This is a genomic window from Halobellus salinus (assembly GCF_014646875.1).
GTDB classification, from domain to species: domain Archaea; phylum Halobacteriota; class Halobacteria; order Halobacteriales; family Haloferacaceae; genus Haloquadratum; species Haloquadratum salinum.
The window spans coordinates 142200-169199 of record NZ_BMOC01000002.1 but is presented as its reverse complement, the minus strand read 5'-3'; the positions used below and the strand labels follow the sequence as shown (position 1 = coordinate 169199).

Annotated in this window: 24 protein-coding genes; 8 read left to right on the top strand and 16 right to left on the bottom strand. The window is 67.6% G+C overall.

The window, feature by feature from the left end; genetic code table 11:
* Window positions 1–49: 49 nt before the first annotated feature.
* The 3 genes from IEX72_RS02810 to IEX72_RS02800 form a co-directional block, all read right to left on the bottom strand.
* On the bottom strand, window positions 50–568 hold the full coding sequence (locus IEX72_RS02810) for a hypothetical protein (protein ID WP_188785866.1): 519 nt from the start codon (window positions 566–568) through the stop codon (window positions 50–52).
* Window positions 569–679: 111 nt separating this feature from the next.
* A complete protein-coding gene (gene fen, locus IEX72_RS02805; protein ID WP_188785865.1) occupies window positions 680–1660 on the bottom strand; it encodes a flap endonuclease-1 in 981 nt (326 codons plus the stop codon).
* A gap of 26 nt (window positions 1661–1686) precedes the next feature.
* Window positions 1687–2334 carry a GNAT family N-acetyltransferase gene (locus IEX72_RS02800; RefSeq protein WP_188785864.1) on the bottom strand — a complete coding sequence of 216 codons (648 nt, stop codon included), beginning with the start codon at window positions 2332–2334 and terminating at the stop codon, window positions 1687–1689.
* A 76-nt stretch (window positions 2335–2410) separates the two neighbouring features.
* Between IEX72_RS02800 and IEX72_RS02795 the strand changes: the two genes are divergently transcribed.
* The gene (locus IEX72_RS02795; protein ID WP_188785863.1) at window positions 2411–3007 is read left to right on the top strand and encodes a class I SAM-dependent methyltransferase; all 597 of its coding nucleotides are present in this window, start codon (window positions 2411–2413) and stop codon (window positions 3005–3007) included.
* 65 nt (window positions 3008–3072) lie between these two features.
* Window positions 3073–3495 (top strand): DUF3054 domain-containing protein, encoded by a 423-nt coding sequence (locus IEX72_RS02790; RefSeq protein WP_188785862.1) that lies wholly within the window; start codon window positions 3073–3075, stop codon window positions 3493–3495.
* A gap of 15 nt (window positions 3496–3510) precedes the next feature.
* Here IEX72_RS02790 and IEX72_RS02785 read toward each other — a convergent pair whose 3' ends face one another.
* A complete protein-coding gene (locus tag IEX72_RS02785; RefSeq protein WP_394354588.1) occupies window positions 3511–5001 on the bottom strand; it encodes an MFS transporter in 1491 nt (496 codons plus the stop codon).
* Between the two features lie 105 nt (window positions 5002–5106).
* Here IEX72_RS02785 and IEX72_RS02780 point away from each other — a divergent pair, with 105 nt between their 5' ends.
* The 3 genes from IEX72_RS02780 to IEX72_RS02770 all read left to right on the top strand — a co-directional run bounded on the left by IEX72_RS02780 (window position 5107) and on the right by IEX72_RS02770 (window position 7826).
* Entirely contained in the window at window positions 5107–6105 is a 999-nt protein-coding gene (locus tag IEX72_RS02780; protein ID WP_188785861.1) for an ornithine cyclodeaminase family protein, read from the top strand.
* 97 nt (window positions 6106–6202) lie between these two features.
* Complete coding sequence (locus IEX72_RS02775; RefSeq protein WP_188785860.1) at window positions 6203–6463, top strand: MTH865 family protein; 261 nt, start codon at window positions 6203–6205, stop codon at window positions 6461–6463.
* A 142-nt stretch (window positions 6464–6605) separates the two neighbouring features.
* A complete protein-coding gene (locus IEX72_RS02770) occupies window positions 6606–7826 on the top strand; it encodes an FAD-dependent oxidoreductase (protein WP_188785859.1) in 1221 nt (406 codons plus the stop codon).
* 265 nt (window positions 7827–8091) lie between these two features.
* Here the strand turns inward: IEX72_RS02770 and IEX72_RS02765 are convergent, their stop codons facing one another.
* The 4 genes from IEX72_RS02765 to rqcH all read right to left on the bottom strand — a co-directional run bounded on the left by IEX72_RS02765 (window position 8092) and on the right by rqcH (window position 13897).
* Window positions 8092–9441 carry a hemolysin family protein gene (locus IEX72_RS02765; RefSeq protein ID WP_188785858.1) on the bottom strand — a complete coding sequence of 450 codons (1350 nt, stop codon included), beginning with the start codon at window positions 9439–9441 and terminating at the stop codon, window positions 8092–8094.
* 109 nt (window positions 9442–9550) lie between these two features.
* Window positions 9551–10618, bottom strand: a complete 1068-nt coding sequence (locus IEX72_RS02760) for an mRNA surveillance protein pelota (RefSeq protein WP_188785857.1) — start codon at window positions 10616–10618, stop codon at window positions 9551–9553.
* 148 nt (window positions 10619–10766) lie between these two features.
* Entirely contained in the window at window positions 10767–11462 is a 696-nt protein-coding gene (locus IEX72_RS02755; protein WP_188785856.1) for a DUF4013 domain-containing protein, read from the bottom strand.
* 326 nt (window positions 11463–11788) lie between these two features.
* Window positions 11789–13897, bottom strand: coding sequence for a ribosome rescue protein RqcH (rqcH, locus tag IEX72_RS02750; protein ID WP_188785855.1), 2109 nt, complete (start codon window positions 13895–13897; stop codon window positions 11789–11791).
* 119 nt (window positions 13898–14016) lie between these two features.
* On the opposite strand from rqcH, the gene IEX72_RS02745 reads away from it, so the two are divergent.
* Complete coding sequence (locus tag IEX72_RS02745; protein ID WP_188785854.1) at window positions 14017–14592, top strand: hypothetical protein; 576 nt, start codon at window positions 14017–14019, stop codon at window positions 14590–14592.
* Window positions 14592–15482, top strand: a complete 891-nt coding sequence (locus tag IEX72_RS02740) for an RNA methyltransferase (RefSeq protein WP_188785853.1) — start codon at window positions 14592–14594, stop codon at window positions 15480–15482. The genes IEX72_RS02745 and IEX72_RS02740 overlap by 1 nt, the downstream gene beginning before the upstream one ends.
* Window positions 15483–15568: 86 nt before the next feature.
* Here IEX72_RS02740 and gatE read toward each other — a convergent pair whose 3' ends face one another.
* From gatE to IEX72_RS02715, 5 genes are all read right to left on the bottom strand, one after another.
* On the bottom strand, window positions 15569–17437 hold the full coding sequence (gene gatE / locus IEX72_RS02735; protein WP_188785852.1) for a Glu-tRNA(Gln) amidotransferase subunit GatE: 1869 nt from the start codon (window positions 17435–17437) through the stop codon (window positions 15569–15571).
* A gap of 167 nt (window positions 17438–17604) precedes the next feature.
* Window positions 17605–17769 carry an HVO_2901 family zinc finger protein gene (locus tag IEX72_RS02730; protein WP_188785851.1) on the bottom strand — a complete coding sequence of 55 codons (165 nt, stop codon included), beginning with the start codon at window positions 17767–17769 and terminating at the stop codon, window positions 17605–17607.
* 59 nt (window positions 17770–17828) lie between these two features.
* Entirely contained in the window at window positions 17829–19238 is a 1410-nt protein-coding gene (locus IEX72_RS02725) for a class II fumarate hydratase (RefSeq protein WP_188785850.1), read from the bottom strand.
* Window positions 19239–19331: 93 nt separating this feature from the next.
* Entirely contained in the window at window positions 19332–19586 is a 255-nt protein-coding gene (locus IEX72_RS02720; RefSeq protein ID WP_188785849.1) for a BolA family protein, read from the bottom strand.
* 86 nt (window positions 19587–19672) lie between these two features.
* Complete coding sequence (locus IEX72_RS02715; protein WP_188785848.1) at window positions 19673–19999, bottom strand: hypothetical protein; 327 nt, start codon at window positions 19997–19999, stop codon at window positions 19673–19675.
* 108 nt (window positions 20000–20107) lie between these two features.
* Here IEX72_RS02715 and IEX72_RS02710 point away from each other — a divergent pair, with 108 nt between their 5' ends.
* A complete protein-coding gene (locus tag IEX72_RS02710; RefSeq protein ID WP_188785847.1) occupies window positions 20108–21043 on the top strand; it encodes an A/G-specific adenine glycosylase in 936 nt (311 codons plus the stop codon).
* Between the two features lie 73 nt (window positions 21044–21116).
* Here IEX72_RS02710 and IEX72_RS02705 read toward each other — a convergent pair whose 3' ends face one another.
* The 3 genes from IEX72_RS02705 to IEX72_RS02695 are packed head-to-tail and all read right to left on the bottom strand — an operon-like array spanning window position 21117 to window position 26880.
* Window positions 21117–24164: an FAD-binding and (Fe-S)-binding domain-containing protein gene (locus IEX72_RS02705; protein ID WP_188785846.1), complete on the bottom strand. Its 3048-nt coding sequence runs from the start codon at window positions 24162–24164 to the stop codon at window positions 21117–21119.
* Window positions 24161–26374: an LUD domain-containing protein gene (locus IEX72_RS02700; RefSeq protein ID WP_188785845.1), complete on the bottom strand. Its 2214-nt coding sequence runs from the start codon at window positions 26372–26374 to the stop codon at window positions 24161–24163. The genes IEX72_RS02705 and IEX72_RS02700 overlap by 4 nt, the downstream gene beginning before the upstream one ends.
* Window positions 26371–26880 carry an LUD domain-containing protein gene (locus tag IEX72_RS02695; protein ID WP_188785844.1) on the bottom strand — a complete coding sequence of 170 codons (510 nt, stop codon included), beginning with the start codon at window positions 26878–26880 and terminating at the stop codon, window positions 26371–26373. The genes IEX72_RS02700 and IEX72_RS02695 overlap by 4 nt, the downstream gene beginning before the upstream one ends.
* Between the last annotated feature and the right edge of the window lie 120 nt (window positions 26881–27000).

The following is a 27000-nucleotide window of genomic DNA, read 5'->3' as shown; positions in this document are numbered from 1 at the left end:
GTCGGCCGAGACGTGTGGCGTCGTCGGGGCTGCGACGTCTGTGGCGCTGTTACTCCGGCTCCGGCTCCTGCTCCGCGTCACACCCCAGCCCCGTCGAGACGACCCGCGCGCGGACGCTCCCGTCGGGCCGGACCGCGACGTGGGTGGCGGAATCGTCGCAGTCAACGAACCCCCGGCGGACGCCGAGTTCCCGGCCCGGCCCGTCGGGGGCGCGGACCTCAAGCACGTAGTCCGCCGGCCGAAACACCGTCACGCTGAATGTCCCATAGGCTGGAAACGTTGGCGTGGCCGACACAGCGGGTTCCGGACCGCCGACCTCCCGCACACGCACACGGATCGGTCGCCGGTCGGCGTCGTCGTTCCAGACCGCGATCCGGTGGCTGTCGGCGGCTGCGGCGTTGCCGACGGCCCGTCGCGCGAAGGGGTCGCCGGCGTCGAACCCCAGGGCGGCGCCGTCACCAGTCGGCGGCAACCCCTCCGAGGCCCCGGTCGGGGTTCGTGTCCGGCCCGCCGACAGACACCCCCCGGCGAGGGAGGCGACAAGCGCGAGGAGGGCTCGACGTCGCATCGATGCCCGCTACCACGGCCGAGGGTAAACGGGTTCGGATAGCTCCAACGCGCGTTTGAGTCACCGGCGTCACCTCGTCGGTGTCTCCCCGTCGGTGTCTCCCCGTCGGTGTCAGGCCCAGTCGTCGAGGCCCGTCTGGACGGTTGCGGCCTCGATCCGCTCGAACCCGCGTTCGACCTCGTCGGCGGCAACCCCCCACTCCCCGGTGACGTACGCCCGTGCGGCGTCGATATCGGGTGAGATGTCGGTCCTGACGTCGTACTCGTCGGTCACCGGCGGGTCCAAAAAGAGGTCGCGGACCCGGTCGGCGCTCTCGATGTACACCCCGCGGTCGTCGAGTACCGACCAGAGGTCGCCGTGTTCGGTGATGGCCTCGACCGCGGTCTTCGGCCCCACGCCCGTGATCCCCTCGTTGAAATCGGTCCCACACAGGATCGCGACGTCGACCAACTGCTCGCGGGTGAGTCCGTGGCGTTCCAGGGTGGATTCCAACCCCATCAACTCCGGATCGCCGGCGGATGTGAGCTGTCGGAGCGTCTCCGGCGCGCCGAAGAGGAGTGTGTCGTAGTCCTCGCTGCCAACGTAGTCGACGTCGTTGCGGGCAGCCATGTACGACGCCTGGGCTTCGCCCTCCGCGGGCGCTTCCACGATTGGGACGTCGAGACGCTCGAGGAGCCCCCGCGTGGTCTCGTGGATCACGCCAGTCAGCCGCTGGGTTCGTGCCTCGAGTCGGGCGGCCGCGACGCTGTCACCCCGGTCTTCGGCCTCTGCGCGTTTCTCCTCGGCCTGCTCCCGCGCCTCGCGGCGCTCGGCCACCTCGTCGTCTTTCAACTCCGTGACGCCGCCGTCGAAGACGAATACGGGGACGATGTCGTGCTCGAAGAACTTCGGCAACCCCTGGACCACGCCGATCAGGTTCGCCACCTCCTCGTCATCGGCGGTTGTGTACGCCCGCGCGTCGGTGAACTTCACCGTTGTAGTGAGATACCGGTACAGCCAGTTGTGGGCGTCGACCGCGACGACGCTTCCGCCCAACGTATCGAACCCGATGTCTTCAATGGCCGCCAGGCGCCGGAGGTCCGCGTTTCCCATCACCTCCATCTGGGTCGCCCTCCGAATTAAGCGTCCGGATCCGTCGGGTCGCCCCCGTCGGGGCCCGCGACCGGGGCCGGCGGGTCGGCGTCGGTCCGGACTGCCAGAAAGGACGCCTCCGGGTCGCCGAGGTCGCGTTCCCGGAACCTGTCCAGTCCGGCGCGGTACCGCTCGGGATCCAGGTCGGCGTCCCCGAGTGGCCCTGCGGGACGAGCGAGCACGAGTTCCGCGAGCCCGCTCTCGCGGCCGGTCCACGCGAACCCTGCCTTGTACATCGCCTCGTAGGCAAAGGGATTGTTGACCGCGATGGCGACCCGGTCGTACCCCCGCTCGCCGGCCCGGGACGCAACGAACGCAGCGAGCCGCGGCCCCAGTCCCTCGCGTTTCAGGTCCGACCGCACGGTAATATACCGGAACCGGAGCGTCCGGCCGTCGGTCCGGTCGGGGTCGAACGCGACCGCTGCAACCACGTCGGTGTCGTACGCCACCCCGTCGGGGGCGGTCGGTGGGGTGTCAGCCGTCACCTCTGCGTTTCCCTCTCCCTTGGCCGCCGTTCGTCGGACCACGGCTTTCCCGGTCGTCGACATCACGAACTTGCCAGCGTAGGCGAACCGGCGGTGGTCGAGGCGGAGCGTGGGGCCGTCCGGCGGCCACCCCAAGAGGGCGTACTCCATCGTGTCAGTGTAGGTCCGCGGCCGACAAGACTCCGGCGGTCGTCAACCCCTTGATTCAGGGGCTCCTACGCGGGGTATGTCTTCCCCCCGGTTCGGCCCCGGCGACATCGATTTCTTCGACCGGTTCGCCGAGGTGTACGATCTAGTAATGCCGTCGGCACGGATCGAACCGCTCTGCGGGGGGTTCGCGTTCGCCCGCCGGCGGATCGATCGCGTCGTGGATCTCGCCGGCGGGACGGGACGCGCCTCGGACGGCCTCGCCGACGCCGGCTTCGACCCGGTGGTCGTGGATCGCTCCGCTGGGATGCTCCGGAGGGCCCGCGGGGCAGGCCACTCAACTGTTCGCGCCGACGCCGAGACGCTCCCCCTTCGCGACGACACCGTCGACGCCGTGGTGATTGTCGACGCGCTGCATCACTTCCCCGATCCGGAGTCGGGGCTCGCGGAGGCGTCCCGAGTGCTCCGGCCCGGTGGTGTGGTCGTGATCCAGGAGTTCGACCCCGAGACCCACCGCGGCCGGGGGCTCGCGGCCGCCGAAGGCCTCGTGGGGTTCGATTCGACGTTCTGGGGCCCCGCAGCGTTGTGTGACCGGCTCGCCGCCACCGGGTTCGACCCCCGGATCGTCCGCGAGGGATTCGAGTACGTCGTCGTCGGCCGGGTCCCGCGGTCGTAGCGGCCTCCCCGTAGGCCCGCGATCGAATCCGGGAGAGCCATAACCGTGCGTCCGAACGTCCGGGTATGGCATCCTCCGAGGAGTCGTTCCTCACACGACGCATCGACGCCGCGGCGGCGCCACTGGCCGTGATCGACCTGCTGGCGCTGTCGGCGGTTCTCACCTACGGTGTGGTCCGGCACAACGGCGTCGACTACCTCACGACCGCAACGGGTGGGTGGCTCCTGACACTGCTCCCGTTTCTGGTCGGGTGGGCGATCGTGAGTCCACTCATTGGCGCGTACTCGGCTGGTGCGGCCGAGTCGGCGAAAGCCGCCATCCCGCTTGGCGTCCGGGCGTGGATCCCGGCGGCGGCCATCGGGTTCGCGCTTCGCGCGTCGCCGGTGTTCTCCGGTGGGTTCGAGCTCGTCTTCGGCGTGGTCGTGTTCGTCGCCGGCGGCGTCGCGCTCGTGGCGGTGCGGTGGCTCTTCTTCAAACTCCGGGGGTGATGTCGGCCAACCGGCCTACGCTGCCCCGGCGTCACCCGCCCGACCGTTCTGTTGCCGGCGCCTGAGGAGGTAGATCCCAACGCCGGATCCCACCGCAGCGAACCCCGCGAGCGTGGCGAAAAGCGCCGTCGGCGTCGCGTACGTCAGGATCACCCCGGCGATTGTCCCACCGAGCGCACCCACGCCGAACACGCCGAGGTAGGTGAACCCGTACGACAGCCCGCGAGTCCCGGGTGGAGAGTACTCCGCGACCGTCGCCTGGTAGAACGGTTGGACGAAAAACAGCGCGGCTCCGAGCACCGCGCCGACGATCAAAAGCGGCACCAACCCCGCCGCGGCGGCCGGGAGAAAGAGCACGGCGAGGACGGCCAGGAGGCCGAACCCGCCCGCGAGTCCGTACTCGACGGGGACGCGATCGATCAGCTTCCCGCCGACGTACTGCCCGACGACGCCGACGATGAGGAGCCCCGAGTAGAAGTACCGCTCGGGGTTGAGCGACCGGACGGAGTCCGGTGCCACGCCCAAGGCGTCGGTGACGGCGGGCGGGAGAAGCGCCGTCAGCGGAATCGCCGCGAACTCGGGGAACGGTTCGAGCACGTTAGGTAGGAACGTGAGGATCCCCCGGTAGTAGAGCCCCGACGTCATCACAACCACGAACACCAGGGCGAACGCGCCGGCGAACAGCCGGCGCGATTCGACGCCGAACTCGGCGAGCGATCCGACGCCGCCGCCGGACGCCCGTGCGTCCCCGCCGTCATCCGGTCGGCCGCCGCCGGACGCCCGTGCGTCCCCGCCGGCGTCCGGTCGGTCCCCGCCGGCGTCCGGTCGGTCCCCGCCCTGTTCGCCGGCGGTCGCACTCGGCCGACCGTCGTCGCCGCCGTCGCCGGCAGCGGCTGCAGGCCCCTCGTGGCCGTCCACCGCGGCGGTCTCGTCGAACTCCGCCCGGATCGCGTACACACCGGCGAACAGGGCGGGGACCGCCAGCGCGACCGCCACAACCGTCCACTCCACGAACAGGAGAAGCGTCGCGGCCACGAGCGGCCCGAGTCCGGTGCCGACGTTGCCCGCGATCCCGTGGTACGCGAAGCCGGTCCCGCGCTCTTCGACGCCTTTCGACAGCAGCGTGAGTCCTGCAGGGTGGTAGACGCTCGCGGCCGCGCCCCAGAGCAGCAGCGCGACCGCGACCACGAGCAGGTTCGGCGCGAGTCCCAGGAGCACAAAGGAGCCGCCCATCCCGAACAGACACAGCGTGATGAGCCGAGCGGATCCGACCCGGTCGACGAGCACGCCGCCGGGGAGCGCGCCCACCCCGAAGAGGCCGTAGCCGGCAGTTACGACCACACCGAGCGTCGCCGCGGTCACCTCGATCTGTGTGAGTCCGAGCGGAAGCACGTTGAACTCGGCGAGCCAGATTGAGACGAAAATGGGAATCGAGAGCTCATAGGTGTGGACCATCGCGTGGGCGAGCGCGACGAGGGCGACGATCGACCGGTCGTTTCGCTTCACGGTTCGGCGTGGGTCGAGCGGTTAGTTCAACGCTCCGGTGTGCGGCTGGCCGTGATCGCTTCGGACCCCCGTATGTTCTTGTCGGTGGCCGTCGAACGCCCGCGTATGACTGAGACGCTGTTCCTGACGAGTGGGGACGTCAACGGGCTCGCGGCCCCCGGAGAGTTCGTCGACGCGGTCCGCGACGGCTACCGACAGTACGGCGAGGGTGCGCCCGCCGAGCCCCGGACCACGTTGCGGAACGACGACCCGCCGGGGTTTCTCACGACCTACGCGTCGATCCTGCCGGAGACGGGTGCGATGGGCGGGTACACGTACACCGCCGGCTTCGGGGCCGCGGACGCGTGGTTCCTCACGCCGCTTTTCGACGCCGAGTCGGGTGAGCCGCTCGCACTGATCGACGGCGCGAGTATGAACCCGTTCAAGACCGGCGCGACCGGCGCCGTCGGGGCCGACGAACTCGCCCGTGCGGACGCTTCGACCGCGGCGATCGTCGGGAGCGGCCCGCAGGCCCGCGGCCAGCTCCGTGCCCTGGCGACCGTCCGGGACCTCGAGACCGTCTGGATCTACTCGCCGACGAAAGCACACCGCGAGGACTTCGCTGGTGAGATGGGGCGGCGGTTGGACGCGAGCGTCGCCGCCGTCGCCTCCGCCGGGGCCGCGGTCGAGGGGGCTGATATCGTCGTGACCGCGACGAACGCGACCGACCCGGTCTTCGACGGCGGCCTGCTGGAACCGGGGACCCACGTCACCGCAATGGGGCAGTACAACCCCGACAAGCGGGAACTCGATACCGCGACAATCGAGCGGGCCACCTACGTCCCGGATCTCAGAGCGCGGGCGTTCCAGGACGCCGGGTCGTTTCTCCACGCCCTTGAGGAGGGGACGATCGACAACGAGCACGTCCACGCCGATCTGGGTGACCTTGTCGCCGGCAACGCCGAGGGACGGGAGTCGGACGAGGAAATCACGGTGTTCGACAGCGGCGGCACCGGAATCGAGACCGTCGCGGGCGCGTACCTGCTCTACGAGAAGGCACAGGAGGAAAGCCTGGGACAGCCGATCGACATCGCGTCGGGAAGCGAGGCGCTCACTGGGAAGTGACTGCACGGAGCCGACGTCACAGCCGACCCGGTGTGTGGTCACCGCGGGAAACTGGAGAGAGTCGCTTTTATGTCCACTTCGCCCTGACGTACACACGATGACAGACACTGCTGAGCAACTTCGAGCCGAGTTGTTGGACGTTTTCGGCCGCGCCGAGTATCCTGTTGCGGAACCGATGGAACTGGTTCCGGCACTCCCGAACGGCCCCGGGACGACGTTCGAGGCCGGTGCGGTGAGCGTTGGCGTAATGGAACTCGGATCGGAGTACGCCGACTACCAGAACTACCCGTACGAGACCGCCGATGACCTCGTCGGCGATCTGATGACCGGATTCCGTGAGGAAGGGCTCTTCGACTGATCAGCCGGTCGCCGTCACACCGGGAACGGCCGTGAGAGCGGTCGTCACCGGCGATACCGGGGCACTAGTCCGGTCTCGTCCCCGCGAACGTATCGAGGTAGCGACGGACAGACTCAAGACTGTCGACTCCCGCGTGTGGTGTGTGTGCGATCCCGACGTCTTGGTGATCGGTGGTGGTGCGACCGGCGTGGGCGTAGCCCGTGACCTCGCACTCCGCGGTGTTGAGCCCCTGGTTGTCGACCGCGACGGTCTCTGTAGCGGCGCCTCCGGTCGGTCACACGGCCTGTTACACAGCGGCGCCCGGTACGCGGATTCGGACCCCGATGGCGCGGCCGAGTGTCTCGAAGAAGCGCGGATTCTCAGGCGGATCGCCGGGGCGTGCGTCGCTGATACCGGCGGATTGTTCGTCAGACTCGCCGGCGATGACGCCTCGTACTTCGAGGAGAAGCGAACGGCGTGTCAGTCGGTCGGAATCCCGGTCGAGACGCTCACGCCGTCGGAGGCTCGTGAGGTGGTTCCGGAGCTACCGGCGGAGGTCGAGCAGGCGATGCGGGTTCCGGACGGGGTGGTGTACCCCTCGCGGCTGATCGCGGCGAACGCGATCGACGCCGGCGCTCACGGGGCGGAGGTTCGGCCACACGCCCCCGTAGAGTCGATTACGGTACAGGACGGAGCGGTCACCGAAGTCCGGCTCGGCGGCACTGCGGAGACGACTGTGACTCCGGAGTTCGTGGTCAACGCCGCCGGTGCGTGGGCCGGTCGCGTCGCCGACCGTGCGGGGGTATCGGTGGAGATGGCGCCAACACGAGGGGTGATGGTGTCCGTTGAGTACGACGGCCTCGGACCGGTCCTGAACCGGTGTCGGCAACCGGCCGACGGCGACATCGTCATCCCACACGCCTCGGAGGCCGTTCTCGGAACGACGAGTGTCCCCGTGGACAACCCCAACGACTACGACACCCCAGCGTGGGAAATCGACGCCTCGGTCGAGGAGTGTGCGAAACTGTTGCCGCCGGTTGCGGAGGCACCGGTCGTGCGGTCGTGGTGGGGGCTCCGGCCGCTCTACGCGCCGGACGAGGCGACCCGCGGCGGTCGGGGGATCTCTCGAGGGTTTGTTCGTCTTGATCACGCCGCCGACGGCGTGGCGAACATGGTGAGCATCGTCGGCGGGAAACTCACGACGTACCGCCGGATGGCCGAAGCCACTGCTGATCTCGTCTGCGAACGCATTGGGTGTTCTGCACCCTGTGAAACTGCCGATCGCGCACTGCTCGGGGCCGACGACCCGGCCCGACTCGACGAGGCGGTCGGTACGTTCGACGGACAGGGTCCGACCGACGTCGACATCACAACCCCGGTCTGAGTCGGGGTTGTCGGCTCGCTCGGAGGAGGCGTGCCACGCGTGATACACCACGTATCCGCCCGCGACGCCCGTGGTTCCGCCACAACGAGAACCGCTGGCGCGTTGTTGCCGCTGCGCCGCGGTTCGAGACACGGTCGTACGCCACACGTTCGGTCCGAAGGCACCCGGTTTTTCTCACGGCCGCCGGCCAACCGGTGCGCACGGCCGAAGCCGATCTCGCGGCTGGGAGCGGTACGGTGGGCAGGGCTGACCGGCCCCCCGGGGGCTACTCCTCGGTCGCGTCCGAGGTGTCCGACGCCGCAGCGTCGTCGACACGCTCGATCCGAAGCGTCGAGATCCGCGCCCCGTCGACGCTCCGCACCTCGATGTCGAACTCACCCGCACGGACGGTGTCGCCCGCCTCGGGCGCCCGACTCAGCCGCTCCAACACCAGGCCACCGACGGTCTCGAACCCATCAGCGTCGAAGTCGGTTCCGAGTGCCTCGTTGACCACCGACAGCGCAACCGACCCGTCGGCGTCGTAGGTGCCGTCCTCGCGCTCCCGTATCGAGTGCTCCCTGTCATCGGCGTCGAACCCATCGCGGAGGTCACCGACGACGGCTTCGACGACGTCCTCAACGGTCGCGATCCCCTCGAAACTGCCCCACTCGTCGATAACAGCGGCCATCTGCCGGTTTTCGTCGCGGAACTGCAGCAGGAGGTTGTCGATCGCGGTCGTCTCCGGGACGACAACGAGGTCGCGCGCGAGGTCGCCGGCGGTCGTCGAGTCCGCACCGGCGTCCATCGCGCGCAGCACATCCTTCGCGTCGACGAACCCGGCCACGCTGTCCGCGTCGTCGGCCGCAACGACCGGATATCGCGTGTGTCCGGCGTCGAGAACCGTCTCACGGAGTGCCGACAGCGGCATATCCGCCGGAACGCTCACCACGTCGGGCCGGGGCACCATCACCTCGCGGACCACGGTGTCGTCGAGGTCGAACACGCGCTCGATCATGTCGACTTCGGCGGTCCCAACGTGGCCGGCCTCCCCGGAGCGCGCGAGCACACGCCGGATCTCGCGTTCCTGCATCGTCTCGTCGGTCTCCGACGCCGGCGGGACACCCAACATCCGGGTGACCCCGTTTGCGGCGCCGTTGAACACGACGATCCCGGGGTACAGCAGGTAGTACGACGCCTTCATCGGCGGCGCGAGGAACAGCGACACGCGCTCGGCGTCGGCGATCGCGATCGTCTTCGGTGCGAGTTCACCGAAAACGACGTGGAGGAACGTGATGATACTGAACCCGATGGCGAACGCCACGAGGTGGATGACCGACGCCGGAAGCACCGGCTCTAAGACCGGTTCGATGAGCGCCGCCACCGCAGGCTCGCCGATCCATCCCAGCCCCAGCGACGCGATCGTGATGCCGAGTTGCGTCGCCGCGAGGTAGTCGTCGAGGTTCCCCATCACGTCCTGGAGCGCGGCGGACCCGGCGCGACCCTCCTCGGCCAACTGTTCGACCGAGGTCGACCGAACCCGAACGAACGCGAACTCTGAGGCGACAAAGAAGCCGTTCAGGGCGACCAGAAACAGCGCACCGAAGACCCGAGCGAGCGAGAAGGCGACGTTCACCACGGTCGGCTCCCCGTAACGCGGAGGTTCGAGTGTCGAGTGATCATACCCCGGGGTTGCGGGTCCGGATATTAAAAACCGGGAGTCCGATCTGTGCCCGGCGTCAACCCGCCTACTGTATCCGGTACCGCAGCAGCGCCGCGACCCCGCCGAGGTTCCGGAGTTGCCGCCCCGGGTCGAACTCCCCGGAGAACACCGTCACATCGCCGCCCTGCTGTTCGACCGACTCCACCACGTCGTTGACGTCGAGGTCCCAGTCGCCGTCGCCCTGCCGTTCCCGACGGAGTCGGTCATCGACGATCAGGAGCTCCTTGACCGCGCCGAACTCCGCGGCGTCGGCGACCTCGCTGATCCCGTACGCGACCTTCTCGCCGGTCGCGATCCGTTCCATCAGTTCGTCGATGAGCGCCGCCTCCGTGGAGATCCGGGTCTGCGTTTGGACCTCGTCGACCGCGCCACGCTTCAGCACTTCGTGGACCCCGCGGTCACCGACGCCCGCGGTGTCGACGACGGTGAGTTTCTCCGCAACCTCGGGTTGGGTCTCCTCAACGTAGTCGCGGGCATCCTGTTTCGTGAACCCGGGCCCCGCGAGAATGACTGCGTCGACATCCATCCGGCCGAGCGCCTCGGCGAGTTCGGCGAACAGTTCCGAGCGCGGCCGGGCGTACTCGCCTTTCCCGGTCGGCGCGGTAGCGGAGAACCGCTCTTCGGTACCGTACTGGGCGACGGTGTGGATGTGTGCCTCGCCTTCTTCCACCGTGGCGATCGCCACCTCGGCGTTCTCTGCGGCCTCTTCGGCCGCCTCGATCCGGTCGATCTGATCCGGCTTGAACCGCTTTTCGACGGTCACCTCGTCGTGTGCCTCAACGTTCAGGGTGTGGAAGCGACCGAGTTGGTCCTCCCGGGAACACCCGATGATCTCGCCGCCGACCCGCAGCCGGTTGGCGAACCGCGCGAACTCCACGTCGTCGACGCCGATGGTGACGAAGAGGTGCTCGCGCTGCCCGCCTTTGTCCCGGAGGTTCTCGTCGTCGCGCTGGATCCGGCGGGTGGTGTCGCCGGAGACGCGGTCGCCGTCCTCGAGGACGTGTGAGAGGTGCCACAGGTCGTCGACGTTCTCGGGGACAAGGGTGATGCGCTCGCGGCCCTCCCCGCCGCGACCGCGGTCCGAAATTCGCATACTCGTGCATCCGCCACCCGCGGCTAAAACATCCACCGTTTCGTTGCGTCGGGTCTCGCTGGGGCGCGGCCGTCTTCGCTGCGAGCGCCACTAACAAACCCAGCAGACGGCGCCGTTCGCCACCGGTGTCCCGCTCGTGGGACGTCGGTCAGTACGTCACCGCGTCGGCGTCACCACCGTTCGCTTCGAGTCCCGCCGCGAACCCCCGACCGAACAGGTAGTAGGTCACGAGCTGGACGTAGAACAGCCCGAATATCCCGACGACCAAGAGGCTCAGGAGGCCCCCGACGAACCCGAGAACCAGCCCGACCGCAACCGCGAGCACCCACGCGATCAGGTACTCGCGAGACAGCGCCCCTGACAGCACCGTCGACGCGTCGAACGCCGCCGTGAGTGACTGCTCACGCCCGAAGTTCGCGAGCATCGCGGGCACGACGTAGCTGATCACGAGGACCGCACCGAGGAAGACGAGCAGTCCGACGGCTCCGATTTGGCCGGGCATACCGCCCGTAGCGCCGGGATTCGTCGCAGGGGGGCTTCCCGTGAGCCCCGGCCCCGTACCCATCGCGATCCCGACGGCGATCTGTACGGCGAGGATCACAACCGCCACCAGGATGTTCAACACGAACAGTTTCACTCCGTCGACCAGGAGGGCTACCCAGTCGGTGAACGTCGGTGGGGCCGGATCGTCGTTGGTGACGCCGTGTAACACGCGAACATAGTACCCCTGGAGGAAGAACCACGGCAGGATCAACACCGAGAGGATGGTCAGCAGGCCGCCAATGAGGATCGTGCGGATCCAGCTGTCGCCTTCCAGTGGGTACCGGAGTGCGTCGGAGAGCATTGTTGGCACGCACTCGGCGGGCACAAGTAGTTCTACGCAAGACTACGACGCTGTTTTTGAAGGGATTCTGACACAGTAGCGGACAGCGGCGTCCCACAGAGCCCCGATCCGCCCGACTGGCCGCATCACACCGTTTGCAGGTCTGTACTCACTTGATCGCACGCAGTCGTGCGGTCTACTGATACTGTCGGCTATAGTCGCGTGACGTATTTCGACACCCCGGGGTGTCGAAAATCTTCACGTAGTTATAACCGACAGTATGAGCAGTCAGTCGCAAACGCTGCGATAGGTGACGCCGGGGGGCACCTGGCCGTCGGGCTGTTGGGTCACTCCTCGACGATCTGGCTACCGCCGGCCGGCAGGAACTCCTGGATCCGGTCGGGGCTCGCGACCTTTCGGAGGAACGACTGATCCGCGAATCGCTGTTTGAACTCCCGGTAGACCATCTTCGCGGCGTCGTTCTGGGCGTACCGTCCGGGCTGGAGCCGGACTGTGGTCGCGACCCGGTCTTCGATGGCCGACGGTGGGCCGCCGACCACGCGCGTTTCGCCCTCACACTGGACCCCGACAGCGACCTCGCTTTCGACATCCCGGAAGTAGGTCCGGTCGCCGCGGACGACGAACGATCCCTTTTCGATGTACTCTCCGGACTCCGGCGTCTTCGACACTTGGTCCGGGTCGACGGCGTACGCCTCCCCGGCGTACCGGCCCTCCTTCCAGGTCGACGAATACGAGACCGCGAACTGCGCGGCCTCCTCCGAGGTCGTCTCGGGGAAGTCGACGGGTTCGGACGGCTCGGAGGGACCCGAGGCTTTCACCACCGTCACCGGGCCGCCGTGGGCTTGGGTGTGGAAGAACCGATCGTGTTTGTCGAGGTACTTCGTGACGATCTCCTCGTTCTGGTCGGCGTTCCGCCCGCCGATCACCAGGAACCCATCGGAGGTGTGGAACCACCGGAACCGCTCGTACCACTCCTCAGAACTCCGGATCGGGATCGACTCCATCGACAGCCAGTCGCGGTCGGCGTCCTCGGTCTCGTCCTCGGGTTCGGGGTCGTCGTCAGCCTCCCACGCGTCGCGGCGCTGCTTGACCGCGTCGAGTTCCTCGCGGGTGTTCTTGATCGCCGCGAGCGCGCCCTCCTTTTTGCCCTCGATCCGCTTCGCCTCGGTGTAGAGCCGGTCTGCGTTCTTTTCGACTCCGGTGTCGACGTCGACTGTGACCTCGGTGTCGTCGAGTTCGATGGTGACGGTCGCCTCGGCGCCGTCGACGTCGATCACGGCCGCCGCTGCGGGGATCCCCCGTTCGGCGCCCGCCGCGAGCGTCTCGCGGATCTCGTCCCACGCCACGTCGCTCGCACGCGCGTCACGGACGGTCGAGAGAACCTCGTCGACTAGGTCGTAGTTAGCGTACAGGAGTTCCGCCCGCCGGCGTTCGGCCTCGGCCTGCTCTTCGAACTCCTCGATCGCGCCTTCCTGCTGGTCGATAATCCGCTTCTGTTTCGCGACCTCCGCCTCGAAATCCGGTCGGGAACTCGCCGCCTCCTCTACGGAGTCGTCGTCTGCGGCCCGCTCCAACCGATGAAAGTACTCGTCGACCGCCCGGTTGAACGTGTCGGCGGCCTCGCTGTCGAGCCCCTCTCGTTCGTGTTCCTCCAGGGGGAAGGGCGTCGTGTCGACGACTGCGCCGTCGTCCTCGTAGACCCGTGGGTCGAACTCGCCGGCGCGGAGCCGCGTCCGGAGGTCGTCGATCGCGTCGTGGAGCGCCCGGTACTCCTCGTCGCCCGCCTCCTCGATCGGTGTGGTCTTCTCGACGCCCGCGCGGGTGCACACCTCCTCCGCGTACAGTCCGCCGAGGTTCAACTGCGTTGCGAGCGTCCGCACCACGTCGGTGTCGGAGTCGTCCATCTGCCGGGCGAACGCCTCAAAGCTCACCGACAGCGGGTTGACTCTGGAGGCGGGGAACTCGTACTGCGCGCCCGGCGCGACCGTTCGGGACTTGAGCCGGACGGTTTCGAGGCTGCGGACGACCTCGCCGGTCTCGTCGAGGACCGCGGCGTTGCCCTGCCCGAACAGTTCCGCGACAACCTGTGTGTTCTCGTCGCCGCGCTCGAAGCTGAACGTGAGGATGCGATCGAACTCGAACTGTTCGACGCCAGCGAAGTCGGCGCCCGACAGCCGGTTTCGCAGCATCTTTGCGAAGTTCGGAGGTCGTCCGGGGGCGTCGGGGACGCGGTCGGGGTCGGCGGCGTGGGCGCGTTTCGTGTCGCCGACCTCGACGAGGAGTTCCACCCGACCGCGGTCGAAATCCCGCATCTTGAAGCGGAGCAGATCGTCGCCGTAGAGGTAGACTTTGTCGACTTTCGCGCCCTCGTACCGGTTTAGTTCGGTGACGAGGGCCGCGAGGTCGACGCTCGTGAGCTCCCGCTTCGGATCCATACGTGGTTTTCTCGGGGGAGAATGAAAAGCCGCACGTTCCGAGGGCCGCCGACCCGGTCACGCGGGCCCCGGCGGTCGAGTCACGTCGCTTTTATCCGACGACCGGCTACGACCCGGTAATGCCGAAAGTGAGTATCGGGCTCCGCGGGTGGCGGTTCGACGAGTCGGCGGTGTTCACCGACGACGGCGAGTTCCGTCCGTTGGACGAACTCGACGACGACACCCGGCGGCGGCTCGTCCGGTTGACCTATCTCCAGGGCAAGCCGTGTGACGCCTGCTACCTGATCCACGGTGAGGCCGACAAGAAACGGTGCAACCAAGCCGAGACCGTCTATGGCGAACCGATGGAGGAGGTGCTTCTGTGCTCGGCGCACGAGCCGGAGTTCCTCTACTGGTTCCGGGAGGCCGACGGCGCCGACCTCACTGGAAGCGAGACCTTCCGCGACCGGTTCCACGAGTGGTTTGCCGCGGGCGGGCGCGCGCCGGAAGAGTACGCCGGGGTCGACCACGTCGACACCGATCCCACGGGGCTGCCGGACCCCCCGGATCCCGCCGAACTCAACCGCCGTCTCAACGAGAACTACGAGGGCGAGCGCAAGCGGATCGACCTCCGGACGGGCGAGGTCACGACCGTCGACGAAGACGACGGGGATGGGGTCGACCTCGAGTTGGGCCGGGAGTACCCCACGGGGTGATGTCCGGCGACGACGCGGGGGCCGATTCGAGCCCTGAAGCGGGACGCACGCACGATCCGATCGTTGTCGTCGTCGACCCGAAGACCCCGGGTAACGTCGGGACCATCGCCCGCGCGATGAAGAACTTCGGGCTCTCAGAGCTGAAACTGGTGAACCCGCCGGAACTCCACGAGGACGGCGAGGCGTACGGGTTCGCCGGCCACGCTCGTGAGGACGTGCTCCCCGAGGCTGAGGAGGTGACTTTCGACGAAGTCGTCGACACCCACCACACGATCGGCACCACCGCGATCACCAACGACGACAGCCGCCGTCACGTCCGGTTCCCGTTCAAGACCCCGGTCGAGGTCCGGGAGAGTCTAAAGCGGGTCGACACGCGGACGGCGCTGGTGTTCGGTCGGGAGGGCACCGGACTCGACAACGACGAACTCGCACGGCTTGATGAGGTGTGTTCGATCCCCGCGAGCGCCGAGTACCCCGTTCTGAACCTGGGGCAGGCGGCGACGATACTGCTCTATGAACTCCAGACGCTGACGGTCGCGGAGACACAGCTTCCAGATGTCGAGCGTGAACGCGCCGACGAGGCCGCAATCGACCGGTTCTACGACTTCTTCGGGACGTTCCACCGGTCGGTCGAGAGCCGCGAGCACAAACGCGAGAAGACCCGGGTGATGATGCGTCGGCTGCTGGGCCGCGCGCACCCGACCGAGCGGGAGATAACGACGCTCACCGGCATTTTTCGCCGGGCAAACGACCTGTTGGGCGACCGCTCGTTCGGCGACCACACGGGAGAATCGGGCGACGGCGGAGCCAACCAGTCCGACAGCGGAGCCAACCAGTCCGACAGCGGAGCCAACCAGTCCGACGGCCGAAACGGCGGGTCACCGACGTAGCGGCCCGGACCCGGCGGCCACGAGCTTGACATCCGCCCGCGCCTGGAGACGCGGGTATTCTCGTTGAGTGTTGTGAATCGGCCCTGCTACGCCCGCTTTTGGATCTCCTCGCGCAACACGTCGCTGACGATCTCGCCGTCGGCTTTCCCGCGGAGCGCGCCCATCGCCTCACCCATCAGCGCGGAGAACGCCCCCATCCCCTGGCTTTCGACCTGGTCGGCGTTTCGGTCGACGACATCGCTGACGGCGTCGCGGACATCCGATTCGGAGACACCCGAGAGGCCGGCCTCCTCGACCGCGGCCGCCGGCGTGAGGTCCGGGTCGGACGCGATCGTGGAGAGCACCTCCTCAACCCCCTCCTTCGCCAACTCGTCGTCGTCGACCAGCCGCATCACGCCGAGCAGGTGGTTGTCGGCCAGTTCCCCGACCGCGACGCCGTCCCGACGGAGTTCGGTCAGCGTCGATTCCAGGAGGCCAGCGGCGAACGTCGCGTCGATGCCCGCGCCGACCGCACGCTCGAACAGCCGCATCCGGCGGCCGTACGCGACCTGCTCGGCGAGGCCAGCCTCGAGGTCGAACTCCGAGTGGTAGCGGTCGACCTTTTCGGTCAGGAGTTCGGGCGTCTCGACGTCGGAGGGGTCGAGTTCGACCGGCGGGACGTCCGTTTCGGGATACATCCGCGCCGCGCCGGGCAGCGGCCGGAGGTATCTGGTGGTGCCGTCGTCGTTCGCACCGCGGGTCTCCTCCGGCACGCCCTCGATGGCGGTCTCGGCGCGGTCTGCGGCCGCCTCGATCGCGAGTTCCGCAGTTTCAGTCTCGGCGGCGACAATCGCGACCGCGTCCTCCTCGCCAGCGTCGACCGCCTCACGCAGCGCCGCGACCTCAGCGTCGGTTACGCCGTACGCCGGGAGTTCGTCGGTGTGGAAGATCCCGCCCGCGCCGTTGCGTTTGGCGTGATCGGAGAGTTCGGTCCCCAGCCGGCGGTCGGGCTGGATCTCCCGGCCGACCAGGCCGTCGAACCCGTAGAGCGGCACCGCGGTCACCGAACCGCCATCGGCGAGCGCGCCGCCGATCACGCCCGAGTCGGTGTCCGCGAACACCTCGGATACGTCCTGTGTGTCACCGACTCCGGCATCCCGGGCGGCCAACGCCTCGCGGATCGAAAGGAGCCCGACCTGTCGGCCCACCTCCCGGCGGACGATGTCGTCGATGTCGTCAAGCGCCTGGACGCCCTTGATCTCGACGCGGGCGCCCTCCGCGATCGAGACGTTCACGTCCTGGCGGATGGTCCCGAGTCCGCGCTTGACCGATCCGGTGGATCTGAGGAGCATGCCGATTGTTTCGGCGGCCTCCCGCGCCTGTTCGGGGGAGTCGATGTCGGGGCGAGTGCCGATCTCGACCAGCGGAACGCCGAGTCGGTCCAGCGAGTACGTGACGCCGTCGTCGCGCTCCTCGACGCGCTGGGCCGACTCCTCCTCCAACAGCAGGTCCTCGACGCCGACCGGTCCCGCGCTGGTCTCGATGGCACCGTCCTGAGCGACAAGCGCGGTCCGTTGGAACCCCGAGGTGTTGGAGCCGTCGATCACGAGTTTCCGCATCACGTGTGCCTGATCAACCGGCTCCATATCCAGGAGGTCGGCGATCTGGAGCGCGACCTCGCGGGCGTCGGTGTCGAGTCGGTGGGGTGGCTCCTCGTCCTCCTCGACGAGGCAGGTGGTGTCGTAAGCGAGGTACTCGAACTCCCGGTCGACCCGGCTCTCCTCAACGGCGGCGTCGTCGAGTTCGCCGAGTTCGCTCCGGGTGGGGTGGAGAGAGCGCGTGAACGACCGCGTCGAGTCATCGGGGTCGCGCTCGGTTGTTGGACACCGGCAGAACAGCTTCGTAGCGGTGTCGAGCTGTTGGTGGATCTCCAGCCCCGCGACGAGACCGAGGTCGTCGTAGTCGTAGTCGGTCATTACTGGTGAGTCGGTACCCCCGGCGTGAATAGCCTTCGGGGTCACGTCCCGGGGCTTCCCGTTTCAACGACGCGACTTGCAGGACCCGCCGAAGACTGTCCTCAGTCGGTTTCCACAGCGGTCGCAGTCTCCACGGGCGTGACTTCGGCCCGTCCCAGACCTACCTCCTAACTCCGTCGCAGCCCGTCGCCGATGCCTCGGCCCTCACCGCACTCGGGGCAGACGTAGTGCCACCCGTCGGTCGTCGCCGTCCCCTCCGGGAACCGAGCCTCACAGCGTCGACATTCGAGGAGGTCGCGGCCGCGCTCGCGGGACTGCTGAATTCCGTGCATACCTCAGAATACCCCCGAAACCAGTATCAACGTACCGGTTTCCGGTCGGTCTGTCTCGCCTACTCCTCGCCGAGGATCCCCCGGTGGGTCATCGACTCGGGATCCAGGACCTCGTCGGCCTCATCGGGGCTGAGGTACCCCGTCTCGACGACGACGTCCCGGACCGTTCTCCCCTCTTTCAGCGCCGTCTTCGCGACTTTGCTGGCCTTGTCGTACCCGATCGTGGGGTTCAGCGCGGTGGCGAGCGCCATGGAGCGCTCGACCTGTGTCTCACAGACGTCCTCGTTGGCCTCGAGTTTCGCGACGAACCGCTCGCCGAACGTTTCGGCCGCGTTCGAGAGCAACGTAGTCGATTGGAGCACGTTGTGGGCAATGACGGGCTTGTAGAGGTTGAGATCGATCTGGCCTTCCGCGGCGCCCGCCGCGACCGCGGCGTCGTTGCCAACCACCTGCTTGTGGACCTGGTTCACCGCCTCCGCGACCACCGGGTTGATCTTCCCGGGCATGATCGAGCTCCCGGGCTGGTTTTCGGGCTGTTCGACCTCGCCGAGGCCGTTCCGCGGTCCCGACGCCAGGAGCCGGAGGTCGTTCGCGACCTTGTTGAGCGACCCCGCGACTGTCCGGAGCGCGCCGTGGGCCTCGCTCATCGCGTCGTGTGCGGCCTGCGCCTCGAAGTGGCTGTCTGCGGGCCGGAACTCGATACCGGTCTCATCGGAGATGTACGCCGCGGCGCGCTCGGGGAACTCGGGATGCGTGTTGAGGCCGGTGCCAACCGCGGTCCCGCCGAGGGCGAGTTCCGATAGGTGCTCGCCGGCGGTGTCGGCGCGGGTGATCCCTTTCTCGACTTGGGTCCGGTAGCCCGCGAACTCCTGTCCCAACCGGACCGGCGTGGCGTCCTGGAGGTGGGTGCGGCCGGTCTTGACCACACCGTCGAACTCCGCTTCCTTGGCCGCGAGCTCCTCGCCCAGCGTCTCCAAAGCAGGAACGAGGTCCTTTCGGAGGGCTTCCAGCGCGGAGACGTGCATCGCGGTGGGGATCACGTCGTTCGAGGACTGGCCGTAGTTGACGTGGTCGTTAGGGTGGACGGCGCGGTCGCCGACGGACTCCCCCAGCAACTCCGCCGCGCGGTTGGCGATTACCTCGTTTGCGTTCATGTTCGAGGAGGTACCGGAGCCGGTCTGGAAGACGTCGACCGGGAACTGATCGTTGTGGTCGCCGGCAATCACCTCGTCGGCGGCGTCGATAATAGCCGCCGCGGTCTCGTCGCCGAGGAGACCGAGGTCGCGGTTGGCGGCCGCCGCGGCCTTCTTAACAACCCCCAGCGCTCGGACGAACCGGCGGCCGAAGGCGATCCCCGAGATGTGGAAGTTCTCGACCGCCCGCTGGGTCTGGGCACCCCAGTAGGCGTCGCTCGGTACCTCGACCTCGCCGAGGCTGTCGCGCTCGGTCCGGAACTCGTCGTCGGACATACCACATCCGACGGCACGGCGGCGCGTAAAACCCGTCGGTTCGATGCGCAACTCGACCGTGTGGACCGACGGCGCGGTCCGCCCGCTCGGGTCCTACGCCTCCCGCTCGCCGGGGGTGTAGGTCTTCATCTCCAGCGCGTGGATGTCGTCGGTCATCGCGTCGCCGAGGGCGTCGTACACCATCTGGTGCTGTTCGACGAGCGACTTCCCCTCGAAGGCGGGTGAGACGACAACGGCGGCGAAGTGGGCGTCCTCGTGGTTCTCGTCGGGCACTCGCGGCAGCGTGACGCTCGCGTCCGCGTCGTGGATTCCGGCCTCGATCCGGCGTTCAACCTCGTCGGTGTCCATACGGGGTGTCGGCGACGTGGGGAAATAAAATCCGCTACTCGGATCCAGCGGGTCGGATCTCAAATTCGGGTGGTCCCGAATCCGTATCAGTCCATCTGGTAGCGTCGTTCGTCGTCGCGTTGCGGGTACTGGTCTTGGCCCGTCATCTCGTCGTAGGTCATTCCCGAGAGATACTCGTCGTAGGTGACGTCGTGTTCCTGCCGGAGGTGGAAATCGAGCGTCCCGCGGTCGACAGTGGTCTGAAACAACAGGTGGACCGCCCGCCGGAGGAGTTCGTCGGTCTCGCCGGTCCCGAACGCCGCCGACAGCATGGCCAACTCGTGGCGGGTCTCCCGATCCAAAGACACCGACTGCTCGTCGTCGATGTCGGCGTACGTCGACTCGACCTGTTCGGTCAGTTCGTCCAAACTCACACTACCTCATCGGCCGGCGGCGTCAAACCGGTTTCGCCTCGCAGCGGGACCCCGGCCGCGACGCCCCGACCAGAACCCCCAAACCCTGGGGGGGACAACCGTCGGGCGATGACCGACGGCGACGCCCCGGCGTTCAAGGAGGCCGCGGCCGTGCGCGACGCCCTCACCTCGTGGTACGAGGCCGATCACCGCGCGTTCCCGTGGCGAGAGACCACCGACCCCTACGAGATCCTGGTCTCGGAGGTTATGAGCCAGCAGACCCAACTCGACCGCGTGGTCGACGCCTGGCGGAGCTTCCTCGACCGGTGGCCCACGGTCGAGGCGCTCGCCGCCGCCGACCGCGCCGCGGTGGTGTCGTTCTGGACCGACTTCTCGCTGGGGTACAACAACCGCGCGAAATACCTCCACAACGCCGCGGGCCGGATCGTCGACGGGGAGGTGGACGGCGTCGACGCCGGGGAGTGGCCCCGAGACCCCGAGGGACTCTCGGAGCTGAAAGGTGTGGGTCCGTACACCGCCAACGCGGTGGCGTCGTTCGCGTTCGACAACGGCGACGCCGTAGTCGACACCAACGTGAAGCGGGTGCTGTACCGCGCCTTCGACGTCGACGACGACGACGCGGCGTTTGAGGCCGCCGCGAGCGAGCTCATGCCGGAGGGGGAGTCCCGCGTCTGGAACAACGCGATCATGGAACTCGGCGGCGTCGCCTGCGGGAAGACCCCCCGGTGTGACGAGGCGGGGTGCCCGTGGCGCGAGTGGTGTCACGCCTACCGGACGGGCGACTTCACCGCGCCGGACGTCCCCGAACAGCCCGACTTCGAGGGGAGCAGACGGCAGATGCGGGGACGGGTGATCTCCGCACTGACGGAGTACGACGAACTCGCTTTGGACGACCTCGGCCCGCGGGTCCGCGTCGACTATGCGCCCGACGGGAGCTACGGACGGGCGTGGCTCCGCGACCTCGTCTCGGACTTGGCCGACGACGGGCTCGTCGATGCCGTGGACCGGAACGATGAGGAGACTGTTGTTCGGCTTCGGAAGTAGGCCACCCGGACGCCCCTGAACGGACGCGAGTCGTCCTCGATATCGAGGTGCGCCCGGCCCCCTTGGGGTGAAGCTACGCGACAAGCACGTCGGCGAGTTTCTGGATCGGGTGGGGGGGTTTGCCGTGCTGGTTCTCGTATTCGAGCAACTGTGACCGACACGAGGTGCCGGGCGCGACGACCTCCTCGCCGGGGGAGTCGTCGGCGGCCTCGAACAGGAGGGCCCCGATAGCGCTGCTCATAGAGTAGTGTTCGGCCTCGTACCCGAAGGACCCGGCCATCCCGCAGCATGTCGTGTCGAGGTCGTCGACCTCGTACCCCGCCCGTGCGAGCACCCCGACGGCGTGGTGGTCCTTCTTGACCGCGGTCTGGTGGCAGTGACCGTGGTACGCGAGCGTCTCGTCGGGCGCGTCGAACTCGATCTCGTCGTCGAGGTCGAACACGTCGATATACTCCATCACGCCGTAGCTGTTTCCGGCGACGCGCTCGACGTCCTCGCCGGAGAGGAGATCCAGGGCGTCGTTCTGGTACATCACCGCGTCGGAGGGCTCGACGCTGACGATGTCCCAGCCCTCGCGGACGCGCGGGGCGAGCGCCTCGACGTTCCCGCGGACGGTTCGGGCGGCCTGATCGAGCATACTCTTCGAGTGTGCGGGTCGGCCGCTGTCCCCGATGTGTTGTGGGATCTCGGCGTGGACGCCCGCCGCTTCGAGCACGCTGACGGCCGCCCTGCCGATTTCGGGTTGGGTGTAGTTGGTGTACGGATCGGCCAACACCAGGGCCTTGTGGTCGGCGTCCGACGCCGAAACCGCGGGCGTCCGCGATCGCTCCCACTTCTTCAGCGTCCCGCGTTTGAACGTCGGGAGGTCGCGCTCCCGAGCGATACCGAGGACCTTCTCCAGGAGGAGATCCGTCCCCGGCACGCCGAGCGCGAGGTTCGACAGCGGCGCGAAGGTACTGCCCAGCGAGTACAGCGTCTCCACGTTCGCGAACAGCCGATCGCGGAACGGAATGCCCTCCCGTTGGTGATGCTCATGTTTGACCTCGGCCTTCAGTTTGGCCAGATCCACGCCGCTCGGACAGTCGCGCTTGCACCCCTTACACCCGATACAGAGGTCGAGCACTTCGGTGATGAACTCCTCATCGGTCGGATCATCGGGGAGTTGGCCGCCCATCGCCCGCCGGAGCATGTTCGCTCGGCCCCGGGTCGTGGTGATCTCCTCCTGCTCGGTGGCCCGGTAGGTCGGGCACATAACACCGCCGGTGGTGTCTTGATGGCCCGCACAGCCGCCACACCCGTGACAGAGTTCGACCATCCCCTGGAAGCCGTTCTCGTTGTCCCAGTTCATTGTGGGCTCGAACCCCGAGTCGAAGGCGTAATCCGGGTCGTACCGGAGGTTCTCGTCGGGCGCGAACTCCCCGCAGATGTTGCCCGGGTTCAGGAGGTGGTCCGGATCGAACGTGGATTTGAGCCGCCTGAACGCCTCCCAGAGCTCGTCGCCGTAGAGTTTGCGGTTCCACTGCGTCCGCGCGCGGCCGTCGCCGTGCTCGCCGGAGATCGACCCGCCGTACTCGATAACGAGGTCGGTCAACGACTCCGAGATCTCCATCATCGTTTCGATCCCCGCTTCGCTCTTCAGATTCAGGAGGGGCCGGATGTGCAACACGCCCGGTCCGGCGTGGGCGTAGTAGGAAGCGAACGTGTCGTGTTCGTCGAACAGCCCCTGGATGTCTGCGACATACTCCGGCAGGTTCTCGCTCGGGACCGCTGCGTCCTCGACAAAGGGCCAGTGCTTGTCGTCGCCGGTGCGGGACAGGAGAATCGGGAGCCCCGCCTTGCGCATCTTCCAGAACCGCGATTGGCGGTCGTCGTCGTACGCCTCCAGAGCGTCGACGGCGTAGGGGTCATCGTCGGTCGTCGTGGCCCCCGCCGAGGCGTCGAGGCCGGTCTCAGGCTCGTACCCCGGCAGCCGGTCGGCGAGTAGCTCCGCCACCTTGCGTTGGCCCTCCGCGAGGGTCTCTGCGTAGAACTCGACCAGCAGAGCCGAGTTCGCGCCCTCTGGGAGTGTGCCCACCAGATCGGAGAATTCCGCAGTGTCCCGCGCCAGGTCCAACAGCACGTCGTCCATCACCTCCACCGCTGAGGGGTCGTGTTCGAGGATCGGTGCGACGTCGCGCATCGCATCGAGTACGTCGTCGTAGGTGAGCAGGACGACCGCAGTCTCCTCCGGGACCGGCTCCAAGGAGACTTCCGCCTCGGTGACGATCGCCAGCGTCCCCTCGCTGCCGGCCACGAGCCGGCCGACGTTGACCTCGCCGCGCTCCTCGATGTCTTCGCGGAGCTTATCCAGGTTGTACCCCGAGACGTTCCGGGTGAGGTCGGGATACCGCTTTTCGATCTCGCTGCCCTTCTCCCGCAGGATCCGCGACACCTCCGCGTAGATCTGCGCTTCAAGCGGGTCGTCGGGGCCGACGGCCGCCGCGCGGTCGTGGAGCGCTTCGGCGTCCATCCACCCGAAGGTGGTCACCGTCCCGTCGGCGAGGACGACCTCGACCGCCTCGATGTAGCCGTCGGCCTTCTCGTATTTCAACGAGTGTGCCCCGGTGGTGTTGTTGCCGATACACCCGCCGAGGACGCTTTTGTCCCCCCATGCCGGATCCGGCGCGTATTTCAGGCGGTAGGGTTTGAGGTTGTTGTTGAGCCGCGCCAGCGTGATCCCGGGTTGGGCCCGCACCGTTGCCCCCTCGGGGTCGACGTCGAGAACGGCGTCCATCCGCTTTTTGAAGTCGAGGACCACCGCCTCGTTGACCGCCTGGCCCGCGAGGCTCGTCCCGCCGCCGCGGGGCAGGACCGGGATCCCGTGGTCCGCGCAGTACTCCATCACCGCCGCCACGTCGGCGGTCGAATCCGGCGCGACCACGCCGATCGGCAGTTGCTGGTAGGCGCTCGCGTCGGTTGCATAGAGGTTACGGGTGTACGTATCGAAGCGTACCTCCCCCTCGACGAGCGCGTCGAGGTCGGCCATCAGCCCCGGTCGCTCGACGTCGTCTGATCTGTGGTCGTAGTTGCTTCGACTGTCGGCCGCCGGTTCGGACGTTCCAGTTCGTGCTGTGTCGCTCATGTGGTCTCTCCGTCGGGTGCGAGGAGTTCGATCACGTGCGAGGGCTCCTCGCCGAGCAGATCACCGATCTGGTCGGTACAGGAGGTGCCACTGGCGATCACGTGGTCGCAGTCCGCATCCCGCAGTTGTTCTTCGAGGGTCGATCCGACGTCCATCGCGAGTTCGTAGTACTGTTCTTTATACCCGAACGACCCCGCCATCCCGCAACACTCCACGTCGCTCGTCGTCACGTCGTAGCCACACGCATCCAGGACCGCGACGCTGTACTCGTCGAGTCCCATCGTCCGCTGCTGGCAGTGGGCGTGGTACGCGACGGTCTCGCCGTCCCCGTCCGCGAGGGTCAGTCCGTCCGTGTCCGCACCGTTTGTGAGCAGTCCGTAGACGTACTCGAGAATCTCGTAGCTGTGTTCTGCGAGCGACTCGAACGACTCCTCGGGCAACAGCCGTTCGTAGTCCCCGCGGAACATCGCGAGGTCGCTCGGCTCGATGACAACGACGTCGTAGCCGTCCGCCACGTACGGGCCGAGCGCCTCCGCGACGCGCTCGGCCTTGCTCCGGGCGGTGTCGATCATCCCCTGTGAGAGCGGCGCGCGCCCCGAACCGGGGACCGGTGGGACGAGTACCTCCACACCCAGGGCTTCGAGGGCCCTGACAGCGGCCTTCCCGCGGTTGACCAGAATGTAGTTCGTGTACAGGTCGGGATAGAGGACGACCCGCCGGTCGGGATCGATCGGCGGCACCCGGTCGCGACCCTCGAACCACTCCCGGAACGTCGTCCGCTGGAACGCGGGGAGGTCGCGGTCGTGGGCGACGCCGGCAGCTCTTTGGAGCACCCGCGAGACCGGCCCGGCGTTCGCCACCCAGTTCGACACCGGTGCGACGGTGCTGCCAACCTTCGCGAGCAACTCGAAGTTGCCGAACAGCCGCTTTTGAATCCCCGGCCCGGACGTCTCGGTATCGGGGGTCAGCCCGTCGACGAGGAACTCGAGTTCCGGGTCGGTCCCGGTGTTGAGCCGGTCGCGGACGACCGTGTTGATCCACGGGATGTCGATCCCGACCGGACAGGCCTCGACACACCGCGAGCAGCCGGTACAGAGGTCGTTGAACTCCGCGGCGGCGTCCATTCCGTGCACGCCGGCCTCCCACCCGGTCGCGATCCCTCCGGAGTAGGTCTCGCCGCCGAAGGCGTGGCCGCCGACGGACTGGAAGTTCGCACACGTGTTCGAACACGCCGAACACCGGATGCAGTAGAGCGTCTCCCGGAGCTCTTCGTCCTCGCGCATCGCCATCCGCCCGTTGTCGATCAACACGAGGTGGAACTCCCGGTCGTCGTCGCCGTCCGCGACCGGCGTGTCGGGATCGTCGAAGTCGACGGTGGGCGAGTTCACCGGCGGCGTCAGAAGCGAGATGTAGCTGGTGATGTCCTGTCCCGTCCCCGACCGGCCGATGAGTTCGACGAACGGCTGGAGGTCCTCGACGCTCGGCACGACCTTCTCGACGCCCGCCACGGCGATCTGGGTCTCCGGGACCGCCACCGTCTTGCGGGCGTTTCCCTCGCTTGTCACGAGTGCCATCGTGCCCGAGTCGGCGGTGATGAAGTTTGCGCCCGTCATCCCCACATCGGCGCCCCGGATCAACTCGCCGAGTTGCTCGCGGGCGAACGCGGTCAGCTCTTCGGCGGTTTCCAGGTCTTCCTCGGGATCGAACTGCTCGTTGAACAGGTCGGCGATCCCCTCCCGGGACTTGTGGATCGCGGGGGCGACGATGTGGCTGGGCGCCTCGTCGGCGACTTGGAGCACCCACTCGCCCAGGTCGGTCTCGACGACCTCGACGCCCTCGCGTTCGAGGTGCTCGTTGATTTCGATCTCCTCGCTCGTCATCGATTTGCTCTTTACCAAGCGGTCGGCCTCGTTGTCAGTACACACCTCGGCGATGTACTCGTTGGCGTCGGCGGCGTCCTCGGCGAGGTAGACGGTGCCGCCGTTCTCCTCAACGGTCTCGGTGAGTTCGTCGACGAGGTGGGGCAGGCGCTCGATGGCGTCTTCCTTGATCGACCGCGCCTCATCTTTGAGCGCGTCGTAGTCTTCGAGTTCTCCGACGGACTCGTATCGGCCGTCGTTGAACCCCCGAGTGTTGGCCCCGACGGCGTCGCCTTCCGTCTCCATGATGTGGCGGATGTGGGCCGCTTTCGAGTCGCGTTCCGAGCTCATCGGACGACGATCACCTCGACGCGTTTCGGGCCGTGTGCACCCTGGACGAGCGACCCCATATCGGCGGTGGCCGAGGGGCCGGTCGCGACGACCGCGGAGTCCCGTGTCTCGCGGAGTTGCTCGCCGAACCACTCGAACGCCGCCTCCATGTCGGGGACGATATCCTCCTCACGGAGCACGGCGACGTGCAGGTCCCCGAACAGGCTCACGGGTTCGCTGCCCGCGTCGTCCATCCTGAGTACGATACTTCCGTAGTCGGCGACTGCCAGCGACGCGGCGGTCACGCCGGTGGCCGCATCCTCAATGTCGGCGGGGGTCGGGTCCGTCTCGACGCCGTCGGGCAGTTCCACGCCGTCCCACGGGAGCGGCGTGCCGACCGCCGGTGGGTCGATCGCGGACGCGATCGCGTCGGCGACCGCTCCCGGCGACGCCTCGGTCAGTTCGACGCCGTAACTACGTACCTGCGCGGCAAACTGGTTGTGTGAGTTTGCGTGTTGGTTGGACATTTGGGGCGTTCATCCCGCTTGAAGTGTGCTAGTGTGGGCCTCGGGCATATGGTTTCCTCCGTGCTCGCGTCCGGAGTCCGACCCGCGGCCACGACTCCCGGCCGACGGTCGTTCACGCGG